The organism is Sulfurospirillum oryzae (genome assembly GCF_025770725.1).
Lineage (GTDB): Bacteria > Campylobacterota > Campylobacteria > Campylobacterales > Sulfurospirillaceae > Sulfurospirillum > Sulfurospirillum oryzae.
In genome coordinates this window covers 334757-351258 of sequence record NZ_JANZKZ010000002.1, presented here as the reverse complement: position 1 = coordinate 351258, position 16502 = coordinate 334757, and the positions used below count along the sequence as shown (strand labels likewise).

The 16502-nt window shown below is 35.6% G+C and carries 20 protein-coding genes; 15 read left to right on the top strand and 5 right to left on the bottom strand.

Annotated elements, in window-relative coordinates; genetic code table 11:
• The first annotated feature begins 162 nt into the window (after nt 1–162).
• The 3 genes from N0B29_RS06285 to N0B29_RS06275 all read left to right on the top strand — a co-directional run bounded on the left by N0B29_RS06285 (nt 163) and on the right by N0B29_RS06275 (nt 1957).
• On the top strand, nt 163–333 hold the full coding sequence (locus tag N0B29_RS06285) for a hypothetical protein (RefSeq protein WP_263832852.1): 171 nt from the start codon (nt 163–165) through the stop codon (nt 331–333).
• 21 nt (nt 334–354) lie between these two features.
• Entirely contained in the window at nt 355–1062 is a 708-nt protein-coding gene (locus N0B29_RS06280; protein WP_263833333.1) for an arginyltransferase, read from the top strand.
• A gap of 64 nt (nt 1063–1126) precedes the next feature.
• Nucleotides 1127–1957: an adenylosuccinate lyase gene (locus N0B29_RS06275; protein ID WP_263832851.1), complete on the top strand. Its 831-nt coding sequence runs from the start codon at nt 1127–1129 to the stop codon at nt 1955–1957.
• Here N0B29_RS06275 and N0B29_RS06270 read toward each other — a convergent pair.
• From N0B29_RS06270 to N0B29_RS06250, 5 genes are read right to left on the bottom strand one after another with little or no spacing between them, the layout of a single operon-like run.
• Nucleotides 1954–3225, bottom strand: a complete 1272-nt coding sequence (locus tag N0B29_RS06270) for an RNA polymerase factor sigma-54 (protein ID WP_263832850.1) — start codon at nt 3223–3225, stop codon at nt 1954–1956. The two genes, N0B29_RS06275 and N0B29_RS06270, sit on opposite strands and share 4 nt — an antisense overlap.
• Nucleotides 3226–3244: 19 nt before the next feature.
• Nucleotides 3245–3967, bottom strand: a complete 723-nt coding sequence (gene lptB, locus N0B29_RS06265) for an LPS export ABC transporter ATP-binding protein (RefSeq protein ID WP_263832849.1) — start codon at nt 3965–3967, stop codon at nt 3245–3247.
• Nucleotides 3954–4388 (bottom strand): tRNA (adenosine(37)-N6)-threonylcarbamoyltransferase complex ATPase subunit type 1 TsaE, encoded by a 435-nt coding sequence (gene tsaE, locus N0B29_RS06260; protein WP_263832848.1) that lies wholly within the window; start codon nt 4386–4388, stop codon nt 3954–3956. The genes lptB and tsaE overlap by 14 nt, the downstream gene beginning before the upstream one ends.
• Complete coding sequence (gene trpD, locus N0B29_RS06255) at nt 4385–5368, bottom strand: anthranilate phosphoribosyltransferase (RefSeq protein ID WP_263832847.1); 984 nt, start codon at nt 5366–5368, stop codon at nt 4385–4387. Before trpD ends, tsaE begins: the two co-directional genes overlap by 4 nt.
• Complete coding sequence (locus N0B29_RS06250; RefSeq protein WP_263832846.1) at nt 5368–5613, bottom strand: RNA-binding S4 domain-containing protein; 246 nt, start codon at nt 5611–5613, stop codon at nt 5368–5370. The genes trpD and N0B29_RS06250 overlap by 1 nt, the downstream gene beginning before the upstream one ends.
• Before the next feature lie 156 nt (nt 5614–5769).
• Here N0B29_RS06250 and N0B29_RS06245 point away from each other — a divergent pair, with 156 nt between their 5' ends.
• The 12 genes from N0B29_RS06245 to N0B29_RS06190 are packed head-to-tail and all read left to right on the top strand — an operon-like array spanning nt 5770 to nt 16499.
• Nucleotides 5770–6999: an argininosuccinate synthase gene (locus N0B29_RS06245; RefSeq protein ID WP_263832845.1), complete on the top strand. Its 1230-nt coding sequence runs from the start codon at nt 5770–5772 to the stop codon at nt 6997–6999.
• Nucleotides 7000–7004: 5 nt separating this feature from the next.
• Nucleotides 7005–7427 (top strand): rhodanese-like domain-containing protein, encoded by a 423-nt coding sequence (locus tag N0B29_RS06240; RefSeq protein ID WP_263832844.1) that lies wholly within the window; start codon nt 7005–7007, stop codon nt 7425–7427.
• A 9-nt stretch (nt 7428–7436) separates the two neighbouring features.
• On the top strand, nt 7437–7883 hold the full coding sequence (gene rplI, locus N0B29_RS06235) for a 50S ribosomal protein L9 (protein ID WP_263832843.1): 447 nt from the start codon (nt 7437–7439) through the stop codon (nt 7881–7883).
• Nucleotides 7884–7888: 5 nt separating this feature from the next.
• Complete coding sequence (gene hslV, locus N0B29_RS06230; RefSeq protein ID WP_263832842.1) at nt 7889–8425, top strand: ATP-dependent protease subunit HslV; 537 nt, start codon at nt 7889–7891, stop codon at nt 8423–8425.
• A 4-nt stretch (nt 8426–8429) separates the two neighbouring features.
• Nucleotides 8430–9755, top strand: coding sequence for an ATP-dependent protease ATPase subunit HslU (gene hslU / locus N0B29_RS06225; protein WP_263832841.1), 1326 nt, complete (start codon nt 8430–8432; stop codon nt 9753–9755).
• A gap of 13 nt (nt 9756–9768) precedes the next feature.
• On the top strand, nt 9769–10659 hold the full coding sequence (gene era, locus N0B29_RS06220) for a GTPase Era (protein WP_263832840.1): 891 nt from the start codon (nt 9769–9771) through the stop codon (nt 10657–10659).
• Nucleotides 10660–10718: 59 nt separating this feature from the next.
• Entirely contained in the window at nt 10719–12245 is a 1527-nt protein-coding gene (locus tag N0B29_RS06215) for a hypothetical protein (RefSeq protein WP_263832839.1), read from the top strand.
• Nucleotides 12238–12885 carry a type 4a pilus biogenesis protein PilO gene (locus tag N0B29_RS06210; RefSeq protein WP_263832838.1) on the top strand — a complete coding sequence of 216 codons (648 nt, stop codon included), beginning with the start codon at nt 12238–12240 and terminating at the stop codon, nt 12883–12885. Before N0B29_RS06215 ends, N0B29_RS06210 begins: the two co-directional genes overlap by 8 nt.
• Nucleotides 12882–13310, top strand: coding sequence for a hypothetical protein (locus N0B29_RS06205; protein ID WP_263832837.1), 429 nt, complete (start codon nt 12882–12884; stop codon nt 13308–13310). The genes N0B29_RS06210 and N0B29_RS06205 overlap by 4 nt, the downstream gene beginning before the upstream one ends.
• The gene (mshL, locus tag N0B29_RS06200) at nt 13279–14823 is read left to right on the top strand and encodes a pilus (MSHA type) biogenesis protein MshL (protein WP_263832836.1); all 1545 of its coding nucleotides are present in this window, start codon (nt 13279–13281) and stop codon (nt 14821–14823) included. Before N0B29_RS06205 ends, mshL begins: the two co-directional genes overlap by 32 nt.
• On the top strand, nt 14816–15625 hold the full coding sequence (locus N0B29_RS06195) for an ATP-binding protein (protein ID WP_263832835.1): 810 nt from the start codon (nt 14816–14818) through the stop codon (nt 15623–15625). Before mshL ends, N0B29_RS06195 begins: the two co-directional genes overlap by 8 nt.
• Nucleotides 15618–16499 carry a CDC27 family protein gene (locus tag N0B29_RS06190; protein ID WP_263832834.1) on the top strand — a complete coding sequence of 294 codons (882 nt, stop codon included), beginning with the start codon at nt 15618–15620 and terminating at the stop codon, nt 16497–16499. Before N0B29_RS06195 ends, N0B29_RS06190 begins: the two co-directional genes overlap by 8 nt.
• Nucleotides 16500–16502: the final 3 nt, after the last annotated feature.

Sequence of the window (16502 nt, the reverse complement as noted above, 5' to 3'; positions counted from 1 at the left end):
GTATGGAGACATATGCCGGTTCGAGTCCGGCCTCAGGTACCACCCTCCTTTTTATTTCCTATTTTCTTTTATAAATACATAAATACTTTAGCTTCCTAAACCTATTTGTATGAAAATTTGCTATAATCCAACCCTATTTATCTTTACATGTAAAGGCATGCAATGCAAGGCAATTTATTTGATGACCTCAAATCTCTTAAAGAAAAAATGAACCAAGAAGAAAAAAGCAGTAAAGAAAAACTCATTGTTGAGCAAAAAGAAGAAAAAGAGAAAAAGCTACACGTACAATTTGAAAAATTTATGCAAAATTCTGGAGTCAAAAAACTACACTAATCCATGACATCCTTCTCACGCATGATTGAATTTTCCACTTTAGAAACTAAATGCTCCTATTTAGATGGGTGTAAAACGCGCATGGAATACAAATATATTGAAAATGCAACAATGGAGCTTAATCAATCTCTTATTGAGCGTGGATGGAGACGTTTTGGACATTATTATTCAAGACCACAATGTCAGAGCTGCCAATCATGTCTAAGTCTTCGTATTGATGTAAAAAATTATGATTTTTCACACTCGGCAAAGCGTGCTTTTAAAAAGGCCGAGGGCATTCGTTACGTCATACAATCCCCTACAATTAGCACTGAGCATTTGGAACTTTACGATAAATACCACCGATTTATGGAACATAAACGTGGTTGGCAGTACTACAATCTCAAACCACAAAGCTACCATGAACTCTATGTCAGCGGTGCCCATAATTTTGGCAAGGAAGTCCTCTATTTTCATGGAGAAAAACTTATCGGCGTTGATCTTATAGATTTTCTCGATGATGGTATCTCTTCGATTTATTTTTACTATGACCCTGACTTTGAAAAGCTCTCTTTAGGCAGACTTTCTCTTTATGAGCAGATCATAGTAGCCAAAGAGTATGATCTAGACTGGATCTATCTTGGCTACTATGTCAAAGATTGCCAAAGCCTGAAATACAAAGCTTCTTATCAGCCTTATCAGATTCTTCAAGGCAATCCAAACTTAGATGAAGATGCTATCTGGATATAACTTATTAAAACTTGGAATTCTTTTTGCTTCAAGGTAAATAACTTGATACAAAAAGGATGGATCGATGCACCTTTCACTTTCACATGATATGCTTGCCCTTACGATAGAAGAAGATTCAAAAACGTTTTATTACCTTCAAAATATTGCTGATAAAAACTTTCAAAAGAAGATTGGACGTAAAGATAAGATGATTATCTTTAAAGAACAAGATGAGTTAGTACAACGTCGTTATTTCTTGAAACTTATCAGTAAAATATATCTTCGTAAAACAGGCAATGTACAGCAATCACATGTAATTGAAAATTCCCTCGATAAAAGCATTAAAATCTCTCTTCTCAAATCCAATCAAGTGCTTCAAAAAATGAACATTAATATTGACATTGAAGATAATTACGCTGTTGTCTTTCACATGGGATCACACAACACCCTTTTTGCATCGTATCTTAAAAGCTATTTTAAAGACCATTTGGTCAGAATTCGCCCTAAAAATGGCACGATTACGCTTTATCCAAACTCAGATGTGACTGTGCGTCTTTTGGAAAAACTTTTGGCACAAAAAGAGCTTTTTGGCTGTTTTGTTGAATTTTCTTATGCTATGGAAGATTTTCTAGCGTATAAAAAGAGTTTTATCGCAAAACGTGCTAAAAGAAGTCGCCATAACGCCCTCTTCTCTTTACTTGAGGAGTACTTTGGCATTTTAGGTTGTAAATTTGAAGATTCATTTGAAATTATTCGCAGAAACTATCTAGCCCTTGTTAAGAAGTATCATCCAGATAGTTGCGGTTTGTACGATGGAGATTTACATGTAAAGTATGTGGCAAAGTTTCAAGAAGTACAAAATGCCTATGAAATGCTCAAAATGCACTTTAAACACTTGGAAGCAAAAAGCGCTTAAAATTTAAGAGTATAGAGTTTTTTGCGCTCTGATGAGCTTGCGATGTTAAACTGCTGACGGTACTTTGTAATGGTTCGTCGCACCATTTTGATGTTGAATTTTCCCTCAATCAGTTCTAGAAGCTTGATGTCACTGAGTGGCTTGAGTTTACTCTCGTTTTTAACTAACTCGATCATATACTCTTTAATCGCACTGTTAGAAATATCTTCTTCCACTGCTGTTGCAAAAAACTGTTTCAGTGGTATGACACCACGTGAACATGAGAGGTATTTACCTGCTATCGCTCGCGAAATCGTTGAGGGATTGCGCCCTAGATCATCCGCTAAATCTTTGAGCTTCATAGGCTTTATAGCTTTTCCAAAGAAAAAATCATACTGATACTCAACGATCATCAAACCAATCTTATAAAGTGTTGCTTTGCGCATTTCAAGAGCATCAATGAGATCTTTAGCATCTTTGATTTTCTGCGAAACAAAACTATGATTTTCATCGAGTCCATCGGTGTCAATAATCACCTCAGGATAGTAAGCATCATTCAACCTTACTTCAATGGCTCCCTCAAGATCATAGATAAAAATATCAGGTATGACCTCTTTTTCATCTTCTAAAAAATCAATAGCGGGGGGATTTCGGAAGCGTTTAATGATATTTAGTGCTTCATGAAAGAGTGGCTCTTTGCAAAAAGATTCGATGTTTTCAAAATTGATGATGAGCTTTTCAACCATCGTATAAAGATCATCTTCCAAAGAGAGATCTTGTAGTTGAAATAAAAAGGTCTCTTTTACATCTAAAGCACCAATACCCAAAGGATCGAGATAAGCAAAACGCTGTCTTATCTTTTCAATTTCTTCTGGTTTGACGTCCAATTTTTTTGCGATTTCAGCCAAAGCTTGAACTTCAAAATAACCCTCAGAATTGATATTTTCAATAATCTCGTAGGCGATACGTTGTGATTTTTCCGTAGGAAAAAGCGGTGGATTGACCTGTTCGCTGAGTGTTTGAAAAAGAGATTTTTTATCGAGTGTTAACGCTTCAATGGTATCGGAAACGGATGTTTTAGCCACTTCAGAGAAAAAGCTTTTCTTTTCAAAGCGTTTATCAGGGGTTTCTGAGCCTGATTTGACGCTGATGAAAGGATTTTCTTGAACAAAAGGCTCCAGTGTTTCCACGAGGCTATCCAAATTTGCTTGGAGTATTGGAAGCCAACCTCTAAGTGTCGAGGAGAACTTTTGTTTGGTTGTTTGTGTGCCAGAAACCCTAAGTTTCAAAACCCATCTCCCCTATGCGCTAAAATCTAAAATCTTCGCCAAGATAATAGGTTTTCACCAGTTTATTTTGTGCGACTTCTTCACTGCTTCCACTTGCTAGCAATGCACCATCTTTGAGGACATACGCTCTATCACAAATTGCAAGCGTTTCACGAACATTATGATCGGTAATTAAAACACCAATATCAAGCTGTGCAAGCTCTTGTACAATGCCTTGTATATCTGCCACCGCGATAGGATCGACACCCGCAAAAGGCTCATCCAAGAGAAGAAATTTAGGTTGTAAAACTAAAGAGCGTGCGATCTCACAACGACGGCGTTCTCCTCCGCTTAGACTTACACCGTTACGTTTACGAATCGGTTCAATATTGAGCAAATTTAAAAGCTCTTCCACACGCTTCATCGCATCTTCTTTATTGGGATAAACAATTTCAGCCGCAAGCATAATGTTCTCTTCAACACTGAGGTCTTTAAAAATACTTGATTCTTGAGGAAGGTAACCAATGCCTAGTTTTGCTCTTACATGTAAAGGTATTTTGGTGACATCGTGGTCGTCAAAATAAACAGCACCAGCACTTGGATCAATAAGCCCACAGATCATATAAAACATAGTTGTTTTACCCGCACCATTGGGACCTAAAAGACCTACAACTTCGCCACTTTGAACATCCAGCGAAACACCTTTAATAATCTCTGTTTTTTTAATCATTTTTTGTAATTCTTGAACTTTAAGCGTATGCATTTATATGAACCTTGTAATTGCGTTTTAAATCCATTGTTTCTATGTCAATTGTACTGTAACCTATGCCAAAATGATGCAATAGTTTTTCAAATGCACTATCACCCCATTCAATGAGATGATACCCCTCACAGTCAAATTTTTCGATCAATCCACTTTTGAGAAATCCATCTGTTCCACATTGATAGATGTCATAGTGAAAAAGTTTTCCCGCGTATTCATGCAAAATCGAAAATGTCGGTGAAGAGATAGCCTCATCAATACCTAAAGCTTTAGCAAATGCTTTCACAAAAGCCGTTTTTCCGCTTGCAAGATTGCCACGAAGCAGTAATACACCTGAGCTTCCAAGCTCCGTTTGTATCTCTTTAGCAAAACTTTCCAAGTGTGCTAAGTCACACACTTTCTCATAAGACGTTTGACTCATACAAGATAAGAGAGTTTGATAATCTCGCCGAGCTTATCCCAAGCTTTTTTGCTTGCAATCGATTCTTTCATCATCTCAATGCCCTCTTGCATGTCTCTAGCTTTGCCATCAATCATCAAAGCACATGCTCCATTTAAAAGAACAACATCTAATTTTGCCCCTTTTTCGTCACCCCGTAAAATGGCACGTGTAATCTCAGCATTTTGGACACTGTCACCGCCTTTGATGGCTTCTAACGGCGCTAGTTTAAAGCCATACATTTGCGGGTCGATTTCACCTTCAGTGATGATTTGATCCTCAATCATCGTGTAACGCGTAGGTGAGCAAATACTCACTTCATCTAAGCCATCGAGTGAACTAACGACCATACTTTTAAGTGTTCCTAGTTCTCTTAAAGCTTTGCTAAAACGCTCAATATAATCCACATGGAAAACACCAATCATCTGTTTTTGAGCACCTGCGGGATTGGCAAGCGGTCCTAACATATTGAAAATGGTACGGTGTGAGAGGCTTTTACGAATTGGCATAATATGTTTCATACACGGATGATGGTTCATCGCAAACATAAAAACAAAACCACACTCTTCAAGCATTTTGATCTGTTTTTCAGGCGTTAATGCAAGGTTAAGTCCTAGTGCTTTAAGGACATCTGCACTCCCTGAAAGTGAGGTTGCAGAACCACTACCATGTTTGGCGACTTTACAGCCAAGAGAGGCTAGGACGATAGACGTTGTAGTCGAAATATTAAACGTACCGCTTTTATCGCCACCCGTTCCTACGATGTCAATAATTTCTGCTTTCAAATGTTCTGGAATATCGAGTTTAACGCTATGCTCGCGCATAACTTTGGCAGCTGCAGCGATCTCTTCAAAGCTTTCACCTCGCTCATAGAGTTCCACTAAAAATTGAGCTGCTGCTTCTGGACTTAGCTCATTTTCAAAGAGCGCATTAAACTGTTTATAGGCCTCTTGGTAATTCATCACATTTCCCTTACGTATTCGTTTTGTTTCGTTTTTGGAATCGTTTTGCTCTCAGGAATTTGCAAAACTTCATATTTGACTGTTTTTTCAAGATAATTAATGGTAATAATATCGCCCACTTTAACGTCTTTAGAAGGTTTTACTACGACGTTATTGATGCTTACGACACCATTTTTGCACATATCTTCCGATACGGCTCGACGCTTCGTAATATTGACACTGTTTAAAAATTTATCGACTCTCATACCCCATCCTTAGGATTTAACGCTCATTCTAGCAAAAGAATATTTAAACTTGCTTTTTTAGGCTTTACATGTAAGGCACCCGTAGGGTATAAGCAAAGTTTTTACAAAGTTGCGCTACCATCACGCAATTCTATAAATTCTGTGAGGATTCGTATTATGAAAAAAAATGTCAAAAAAGTAGTTTTAGCATACTCCGGTGGACTTGATACCAGTATTATTTTAAAATGGCTCCAAGATGAGTACAAATGTGAAGTTGTAACGTTCACTGCCGACATCGGTCAGGGTGAAGAGCTAGAGCCTGCGCGCAAAAAAGCCATCTCTTTGGGCATTAAACCTGAAAATATTTTTATTGAAGATTTAAAAGAAGAATTTGTAAAAGATTATGTATTCCCGATGTTTAGAGCAAACGCAATTTACGAAGGTGAATATCTTCTTGGAACTTCTATCGCAAGACCGCTTATTGCAAAACGCCAAGCAGAAATTGCTGCAATGGTAGGCGCTGATGGCGTTAGTCATGGTGCTACGGGTAAAGGAAATGACCAAGTTCGTTTTGAGATGGGTTACCTTAGCATGAATTCAGACCTTGTTATCATCGCACCTTGGAGAGAGTGGGATCTAAACTCTCGTGAAAAACTTCTTGCCTATGCAGAGAAAAATGGCATCAGTATTGAGAAAAAACCGGGTAAATCACCCTACTCTATGGATGCAAACTTGCTTCACATCTCTTATGAGGGACTCGTGCTTGAAAACCCAGCAGCAGAGCCAGAAGAAGATATGTGGCGATGGACAGTAAGCCCGGAAAATGCACCTGACCAATCAGAAGTCATTGAAATCACTTATGAAAAAGGTGATCCAGTTGCACTTAATGGTGTTAAACTAAGTCCTGCAACCATGCTAGCAAAACTTAATGAAATCGGCTGTAAACATGGCATTGGCCGTATTGATATCGTTGAAAACCGTTTTGTCGGTATGAAAAGTAGAGGTTGCTATGAAACACCTGGTGGTACGATTATGCTTCGTGCTCACAGAGCGATTGAGAGCATTACACTTGACCGCGAAGCAGCGCACTTTAAAGATGAAATCATGCCTCGTTATGCAAAAACCATCTACAATGGATTCTGGTTCTCTCCAGAGCGTGAGATGATGCAAGCAGCCATCGATAAATCACAAGAGACAGTAAATGGCACAGTTAAGCTCAAACTTTACAAAGGTAATGTTTCTGTTATCGGAAGAGATTCTAAAACCAATAATCTTTTCAACGAAGCATTCTGTACGTTTGAAGAAGACGAAGTCTATAACCAAAAAGATGCAGCAGGTTTTATAAAGCTTAATGCATTACGCTTTATTATTAGCGGAAAAAACAGAAAAAACCAAGGTAAAGCTTAAACCTTATGGATGAAGTGTGTGAAGATGAATGGAGTGATGAAGCAATGATGAATTTAGTCAAAACCGTAACACGAAGCTGTGAAGTGAGTGGTGAAGAGTTACATGTAATGCTAAATTTAAGAGCCCAAAAAAAGCTTGATTTTGTGCTCATTGACATTAGAGAAATGCATGAGTACTCGCAATCAAGTATCAAAGGCACTGACATGCTTTTACCAACTTCGACCATTCATCAACATATGGAAGAGCTGAAAAAGCTCTCAGGTAAGCTTCTGATTTTTTACTGCCATGTCGGTGGACGCACATCTCAAATGATATTTATTTTACGACGGATGGGCTTTAGTAATATCGCCCATCTTAGTGGGGGCATTGATGCATTTCATGGTGAAAAACTGAAAAATGCCCCACTTCCCAAAAATACTCGCTCTTAAGGATAAAAAATGAAAGTTTTATTGATTAAAGATGTTAAAGACTTAGGCAAAAAAGGTGAGATCAAAGAAGTAAAAGACGGTTATGGTCAAAACTTCTTGATTGGTAAAGGTTTTGCCCTTCTTGCGACCAACGAAGTCATGAGAAAATACGAATCAGACCAACGCAAAAAAGCAGCACACGAAGCTGATGAGATTGCAAATCTGAAAGCTATTGAAAAAAAATTAGCGGAGTTGAAACTTACCGTTAAACGTAAACTTGGAGCCAACGGTAGTCTTTTTGGTGCCGTGACTAAAGATGAAATCGCGCATGAACTTAAAGAACAACATGGCATTGAAATCGACAAAAAAACAGTCGAAATTGAACATGCGATCAAAACAACGGGTAATTTTGACGTAAGCATTAAACTAGGGCACGGCATTCACGCTGTATTGAAACTTATTATTCTTGGAGAATAAACGTTATGTTTGAAGCAACCACCATCCTTGCATGTCGAGGTAAAGATAAAGCGGTTATTGGCGGTGATGGACAAGTCACCTTTGGCAATACCGTGCTTAAGAACAATGCCACCAAGATCCGAAAGCTTTACAATGGCAAAATCTTAGCAGGTTTTGCTGGAAGTACGGCAGATGCTTTCAACCTCTTTGATATGTTTGAAAGTATTTTGGAGCAAAAGAAAGGCGATTTGTACAAGTCAGTCATCGAGTTTTCTAAAGAGTGGCGCAAAGATAAAATGTTACGTCGCTTAGAAGCTATGATGATTGTTCTAACATGCGATCATATCTTTATCTTAAGTGGCACAGGTGATGTGGTTGAACCTGAAGATGGTAAAATTGCAGCCATTGGAAGTGGCGGGAACTACGCCATTTCTGCAGCTCGCGCACTTGATCGTCATGCCAATCTTGATGAAGAAGCCCTTGTAAAAGAGAGCTTGAAAATCGCTAGTGAACTGTGTATTTATACCAATGATCACATCAAAACATTTGTTTTAGAGAGATAACTTCATGAATTTAACACCAAAGCAGACTGTCGCCTACTTGGATGAATATATCATCGGGCAATTTAATGCAAAAAAATCCATTGCTATTGCTCTTCGCAATCGCTATAGAAGACTTAAGCTTGAGGGTGAAATGGCAGAAGAAGTTATGCCAAAAAACATTCTCATGATTGGCTCAACAGGTGTGGGTAAAACGGAAATTGCACGCCGTATGGCAAAAATGCTCTCTTTGCCTTTTGTTAAAGTAGAAGCGAGTAAATACACCGAAGTTGGTTTTGTTGGACGCGATGTTGAGTCCATGGTGCGAGATCTTATGATGGCTTCCATCAACCTTGTCAAAGCAGAGCATAAAGAGAAAAACCAAGAAGATATTGCTTTACATGTAGAAAAAACGATTGTTGAAAAACTTCTTCCTCCTCTGCCTAAAGGGGTGAGTGAAGAAAAAAAAGCTGACTATGAAAAAAGTTTTGAAAAAATGCGCCAGAAACTTCGCGATGGAGAGCTAGATGAGCTTAAAATCGAAGTGGAAATTTCTCAAAATAATAGCGATTTAGGAGATTCATCCTTACCTCCTGAAATGATTAAAGTGCAAGAATCTTTCATTAAAATTTTAGGTTCCGGACAAAACAACATTAAAAAAGAGATGAAAGTCAAGGATGCCAAAGAAGCTTTAAAAGCAGAGGCAAGTGAAAAACTTTTAGATATGGAAGCAGTTAAAAGTGAAGCGAGAGAACGTGCTCAAAATGGTGGCATTATCTTTATCGATGAGATCGATAAAATTGCAGTTAATTCTTCACAATCTCATAGAAGTGATCCTAGCAAAGAAGGTGTTCAAAGAGATCTTCTCCCTATCGTTGAAGGCAGTGATGTCAACACCAAATATGGAAGCATTAAAACTGACCACATTCTTTTCATTTCCGCAGGTGCTTTTCATCTCAGTAAACCTAGCGATTTGATTCCAGAGCTTCAAGGTCGTTTTCCATTGCGCGTAGAATTGAGTTCACTTACAGAAGAAGTACTCTATCAGATCTTAACGCAACCAAAAAACTCTTTGCTACGCCAATATCAAGCGCTGTTAAAAACGGAAGGTGTGGAATTAATGTTTGAAGATGAGGCAATTAAAGCGATTGCTAAAATTGCGCAAATCACCAATGAAAAAACCGAAGATATCGGTGCTAGAAGACTGCATACCATCATCGAAAAAGTGCTCGAAGATATCAGTTACAGTGCTGATGAACACAATGGCGAAACATTACATGTAACCAAAGAACTAGTGCATGAAAAACTCGATGCGATCGTCGAGAGTGAAGATAGCAGTCGCTATATTTTATAATTAAAGAAGCAAAATGAACGAAAAAACAAAAACAGGATATGTTGCCGTTATTGGCAGACCCAATGCAGGCAAAAGCTCACTTCTCAATTGGTTAGTGGGTGAAAAGCTAGCAATGGTTTCGCATAAAGCCAATGCCACACGAAAACGTCTTAATATTATTGCAATGCATGAAAATACACAAATTATTTTTATTGATACGCCTGGTATTCACGAGCAAGAGAGACTTCTTAATCAATTCATGCTTGAAGAGGCAATGAAAGCAATGGGTGATTGCGATCTGATTCTATTTTTAGCCCCAGCAAGTGATAGTGTTCAAAACTATATTGACTTCTTAGGACTTAATAAAGCAAATATTCCACATATGGTTCTTTTGACAAAAACAGATAGCGTTTCACAATCTGCACTTTTTGATAAAATCACAGAATATCAAGCCTATCAAGATAGATTTGTTGCACTTATTCCTGTTTCTGTCAAAAAAGGAATCTCACAATCCTATCTTTTGGAAGCTATCTCAAAATATATGCCAGAACATCCTTATCTTTATGATACTGAAATTCTTACCACAGAGCGCTCTCGTGATATTTACAAAGAGCTTATCCGTGAAGCAATTTTTGAGAATACAAGTGATGAAATACCCTATTTTGCTGATGTAATTATAGATAAAGTCGATGAAAAAGAGACAATCGATAATATTTATGCTACTATTATTGTCGATAAAAAGAGCCAAAAAGGGATTGTTATCGGAAAAGATGGTCAAACCATCAAACGAATCGGATCAAGTGCTCGTAAATTGATTGAATCTCTGTCCCAAAAACGTGTCTTTTTGAAACTCGTCGTTATTGTTAAACAAGGCTGGAGCCAAGATAAAGAAATGTTGAAGAAAATTGGTTATATAGTAGAATAAAGTTACTATGTTGTAATCGTTATCATAACGATAATTTTTAAAATAAAGAGGTTTTAAATATGGCCACACCTGAGGATAGACGCTATAGCTCAGAAATTGTATCTATAGACCCTTTGTCGCTTGTTTCTTATGCCTATTCTAAAAACGAAATTAAACTCAATAAGCTTGAAAAAAGCGATAAAGATGCTTTTTTTATCTCATATTTGCAAACAAGAGACGTTATTAGTGCAACGATTGACATTAGCCGCAACATCCCTGATAGCGATTTAAAAGATGCCATAGAAATTAAAGTTTATGATGAATTAGCCCTTGATTCAGCTATAGAATATATTATTAGTTACATTGAAACTGAATCTAAAGATACCAAAAATAGATCATTTAATATTTTTATTATTGATGCCAGCCTTATACATACAAAATTAACCCCTATCAAAGAAAAAACACGTTACATCGATTATGTAACCACTGCACCTTTTCTCGTTAAAGCACTTTACCGTAAAAACTTTATTGAGCCAGAGGGAACGCACTGTTTTGTTTATTTTCAAAAAACAGATGCTTTTTTAGCAATTTATAAAGGTGGAGAATACATTTACTCAAAATCTTTACACTATTCTCTTAAAGAAATTAATGAAAAATTTTGTGAACTTATTGGCGAAAGAGTCGATGAAGAAGATTTTTATAAACTACTTGTAAATGAGGGATTAAGAGCAACCAATAGCCAATATCAACAAAGTTTAATGCAACTTTTTGGCGAGATTTTTCTTTATATCAATGATGTTTTAGTTTTTACAAAGCGCTCTTATAATATTGATTTTATTGATCGTATCTATCTAGGATCAGAAATTGGTTCATTTTCTGGAATAGAAGAGTATGGTAAAAGTTATCTTGGGTTAGAAGCATTTGAATTTAACTTCAGTATCGCTATTAACTCAAAAGAGTGGTATATTGATCAAATCCATATTTTAATGATGTTAAGTGCTCAGCTTTATATGGAAACTCCTGACGATACTCTCAATTTCTCGATTTACAAAAGACCTCCTCCGCTTAAATACAGAGCATCAGGAAAACTTCTTGGAATCATGGCAGCAAGTATTATCATTAGTCTCGCCTATCCTGCCTATCAATTTGCTTACCACTCTTTTTTAAGCTTGCGAATCGTACAGCAAACAAGTGAATACAATGACCTTTTCAAACAAACGTCTGAAATTAGGCAACAACTAGCTCTTTTAAAAACAGAAAAAGAGAAAATTGATGGATTGGTTAACAATGAAACAACAAAATTTGAATTTAGAAAAAAATTATTAAGTGAAATTTATAATAAAAAAATATCCTATCCAATGAAAGCACTTATGCTTTTAGAAATATTTCAACTTTCTAATCAAAATGATTGTAAAGTTGAAACAATTGAATTTAAGAAAAAACAGCTTAATATTTTTGTGAGAAATAAAAGTGAGAAAAAAATCACAGAATTTATCCAAGACTTAACTGCTTTAAAAAAATATAAGATCAACACAGAAAAAATTTTACAAGATGACACAATTAAACTCTATACTAGTAAAATCTCAATAGGATTGAACGATGAATAATATCGATACTCTTTTTGATAAAATTGATCTTTTCTTCCAAGGTAAAAAAAGCAGTGAAACGTATTTAATTTTTGCGATGGTATTTGCACTTATCGGATTTATATTTTATAGTTATCTTTTCCCTATTACAGAAAAAATGCTTAACCAATCCTCACGTAATGCTAAAGAAATTGAAAAAAAACTTCACGATGAAAAAGCCTATCTAGCATCTGTCTCACGAGATGGTGACACTACATTTTTAATTAAAAAAGTAAAAAACGATATTGAAAATGCAAAGCTTCTTTTAGAAAAAACAACTTATACGAATGCCTATGTAGACAATAAGCTTAAAGAACTTTCTTATTTGCTATTCAATGATGAAAACTGGGCTAAATTCCTTCACTCTATTACTCAATTAGCTCAAAAAAATTCTGTTCGTATTAAAGTGATTGAAAATAAAATCAATGAACCCAGTATTCAAAAAATAGAACAGATTTTAACGCTAAAAGTTGATTTCAGCGGTTCATTTGCGAATACTATGAAATTTATGAATGCTATTGAAGAGAGTGAACTCGTTGTCGATATTTACGAGCTCAATTGTACAGGTAAAAAAAATATTGAAGGTCAATTCAATATTGCTGTTTGGGGGATGAAGTATTGAAAACTTTATTTAGAACCACATTGGGACTACTTTTAGCGCTTAGTATTAGTAGTGCTAAAAGCGGCTTGTCTTTAGGTAGTGAAGTTCAAGAATACGATAAGATTTTTGAAAAAATCGCTGAGCGAAGGTCAGGTGCAGATGTTACGATGATTGATAAGCTTGAAAATCCTTTTATCAATAGTAATACAGAGCTAATTAATAGTGATTCAAATGCGACTTCAGAAATAACTGTTTATATCTTAGAAGCGACATTTGATCAAAAAGCAAAAATTAATGGTAATTGGTACGCAAAAAATGATTCAGTTGGATCCTATAAACTTGTTAAAATTACGCGTGATAGTGTTATACTCCAAAATGAAATTGAAAAAAAAGAACTTGCACTAAGGACAAAAAATGAGAGCAATATTAAAATATTTACCAAATAAATTTATTGCATTGGCTGCGATCTTAGCTATAGCTCTTTCGCCCGTTCAAGCCGCAGAAAAAAATAAAGCATGTGAATATCGTACTTTTAACATTAAAACTAATAACAAAGCAACAGGATTGGAACTCCTTTCAGAGTTAGCAGAGGTATGTGATTTTAGCATTGTTGTAAAAGATACAGAAGCTGAAAAAGCACTTGCAAAAAACTTGAATGGTATTAACATTAAAAATCTCTCCTTAGATGAAGTCTTTCAAATAGTTATCCAAGATAATGACCTTTTTTATACTTATGATAAAAACTATTTAAAAATTTCTGCACTTTCAACTAAATCATTCAAGGTTGACTATATCTCATCTATTCGTGAAGGAAAAGCGGTTATTAATGCTTCAGTGGATGCAACACCAACTGAAGCTAGTGGAACTGGAACCAAAAATACAACGAGCCAAGGACAAAATACTATTTCATCTAATGAGTCTTTTGATTTTTGGAAAACCATCTCAACAGAGTTAACATCCGTTATTAATACAGGTTCAGAAAGCTACAAAGCGTCAGCTCCAATTATTAATGCCAATGCTGGCATGATCACTGTCACAGCTACTAAAAAACAGTTAGATCGTGTTGGTGAATACATAGACGTTCTTAAAGAAAGACTTCATAGGCAAGTACTCATTGATGTCTCTATTGTTTCTGTTGCGCTTAGCAGTAGTAATAAAACAGGTGTTGATTGGAGTAAATTCTCACTCAGTCTCAATAGCACAACTATGTTTAATAATAGTAGCAATAAACTAAATGCGTATCATGCTGATCCTTATGCTGCAGTAGGTGCCAATGCTGCACTGACTGGAAATCCAAATCTTTTGAACAATTTAACAGTTGTAAATGATGGTATTTTTAATATTTCAGGACTTATCGATTTTTTAGGCTCTAGCGGAGAAACAAAAGTTGTTTCAAGTCCAAAAGTATTGACAATGAATAATCAACAAGCACTTATCACAATTGGTGATAATGTTAATTACCGTGTACCAGAAACCACCAATGCAGCAAGTACAACAGGTACGGCAACATTGGCAACAACATATACTAATTATTCAATTTTTATTGGTGTATTACTCAACATTACTCCTGAAATTTCTGAAGATAATGAAATTATTCTTAGAATCAACCCTTCTGTTAGTAATTTTAAATATACCGATGACGATGTCAGACAAGCAACAGGTTCGGCACGTGAAATTGCACCAGATACATCAGAGAAAAAACTTTCAACAGTTGTTAAAGTTAAAGATGGTTCAACCATTATCTTAGGTGGTCTTATCACAAACAATAAAGGCAAACAAGACTCTAGTGTCCCTTTACTCAGTAGCATACCTCTTTTAGGAGAAGCTTTTAAGCATTCAGCGGACACACTGTCTACAAATGAGCTTGTTTTTGTTATTACGCCTCGTATCATGGGCGTAAAAGGTACTGATAAAGCTACACTTAAAGATCTTGGCTACAGTCAAAAGATATATGAATAGCCATTACAGCGATCTAAAAACCATCTTTGTAGATGGTGAAATTTTTGATTATGTAAACTTAGATAAGTCTGCAACAACCTATGATAAGTTGGTACAGACTTTGGATAAGCCTTTAAAGCTTATTCTTTTTTATGGAAAGCCAGGAACTGGTAAAACGTTTTTACTGCAAAAAATCTATAATGATCTAAGATCAAAAAAACGTATTATCTTTTTTCCACGGCCATTTTTTGAAGAAAAAATCTTTATAAAAGCACTCTATGAACATATTTTTGGAAAAACCTCTCCTGATTTTTCAAATTACAATGAATTTTTAGCACTTGTCAGTAAACACATAACATCCACAAATCAAGCTATTACTGTTTTAATTGATGAGGCACAACTCTATCCGACAGACTTAATTGAAAAAATCAGACTTATGGCAGACTCTCGTTTGTTTAAGTTTTTGTTTACGGTGCATAAAACAGAAAAAGAAGATGTGCTGGCCAAAGATTATTTTCAAACGCGTATTTGGGAAACAATTGAAATAGATAATGCTTCACAAAATGAAATTAAAACATATATCGAAAAAAAGCTTCTTTTTCACAATCGGTTTGAATACCTGAACCTTTTTAAAGATAAACATTACAAACTTATTGCTAAACTCACAGGAGGCAATTTAAGAACGATTAATAAATTAATGTATAAACTCTTTGAAATTTTAGAATACTATGACCACCATAAACCATCACAAATTAAGAGTAATGCTTTACATGTAAAATATCTTGAGATGGCTGGAATAAGCTTAGGAATGATCCATGCTTAGTGCAATTGAAATTACAGAACTCGAAAAGAAAGTTTTAAAATATAGGCTGAAACAACGGCTACATTATCTCATTAGTGCTGTATTAATTTTGTCTATTGGTTTTATTGGATTCTTCTTTTATGGTTACCCTACGTTCTCGCCTCAAACAAAAATAAAAGAACAAGAACCCGTTGTTCTTTCTATAGCTGAACAAAAAATTGCTGATATTAATCACACTACACTGGAACAACAACCCATTGTTCCTGATATCAATAGTAGCACAAAATATGTACCAACACCTGCAATCGAAGAAAAAGCTGAGCAGGCACTTCTTCTCCAACTTCCTATTATTGGTAAAAGTAATGTAGAAAAAAAGACATCATACACTCCTGATATGACAGATAAAAAAACAAATGCAGGAATACAAGAAGAAGAACTTGAAAATAAAATTTTAATGCGAAAAGCACCTAATACTATTGATGAAGAAAGTTTTTATAGATCAAAAGAAGATAAAATTGATGCATCTCTGCTGCCCCCTCCTCTACTTGAAGAGCCTAAGCCAAAAGGGGTTATTAAAATTGAAACACATGAAGTCAATTCTATTCAATACCTAAAAGATAAATTTGAAAAAACACATAATATAACTTTTGCACTGATGCTCGCAGAGGAATATTATTTAACAAAGAACTATAACGAAAGCAATAAATGGGCATTGATTGCTAATAATACTGACCCTGAAAATGAAAAAAGCTGGATATGGTTTGCTAAATCAAAACTCAAATTAGGGCATAAAGAAGATGCTATTTTGGCACTTAAAGCTTATTTAAAAAACAACAAATCAAAAGCGGCACAAAGCTTACTCAATCAGATTAATGTTGGTGAAGTTATTGACTAAATT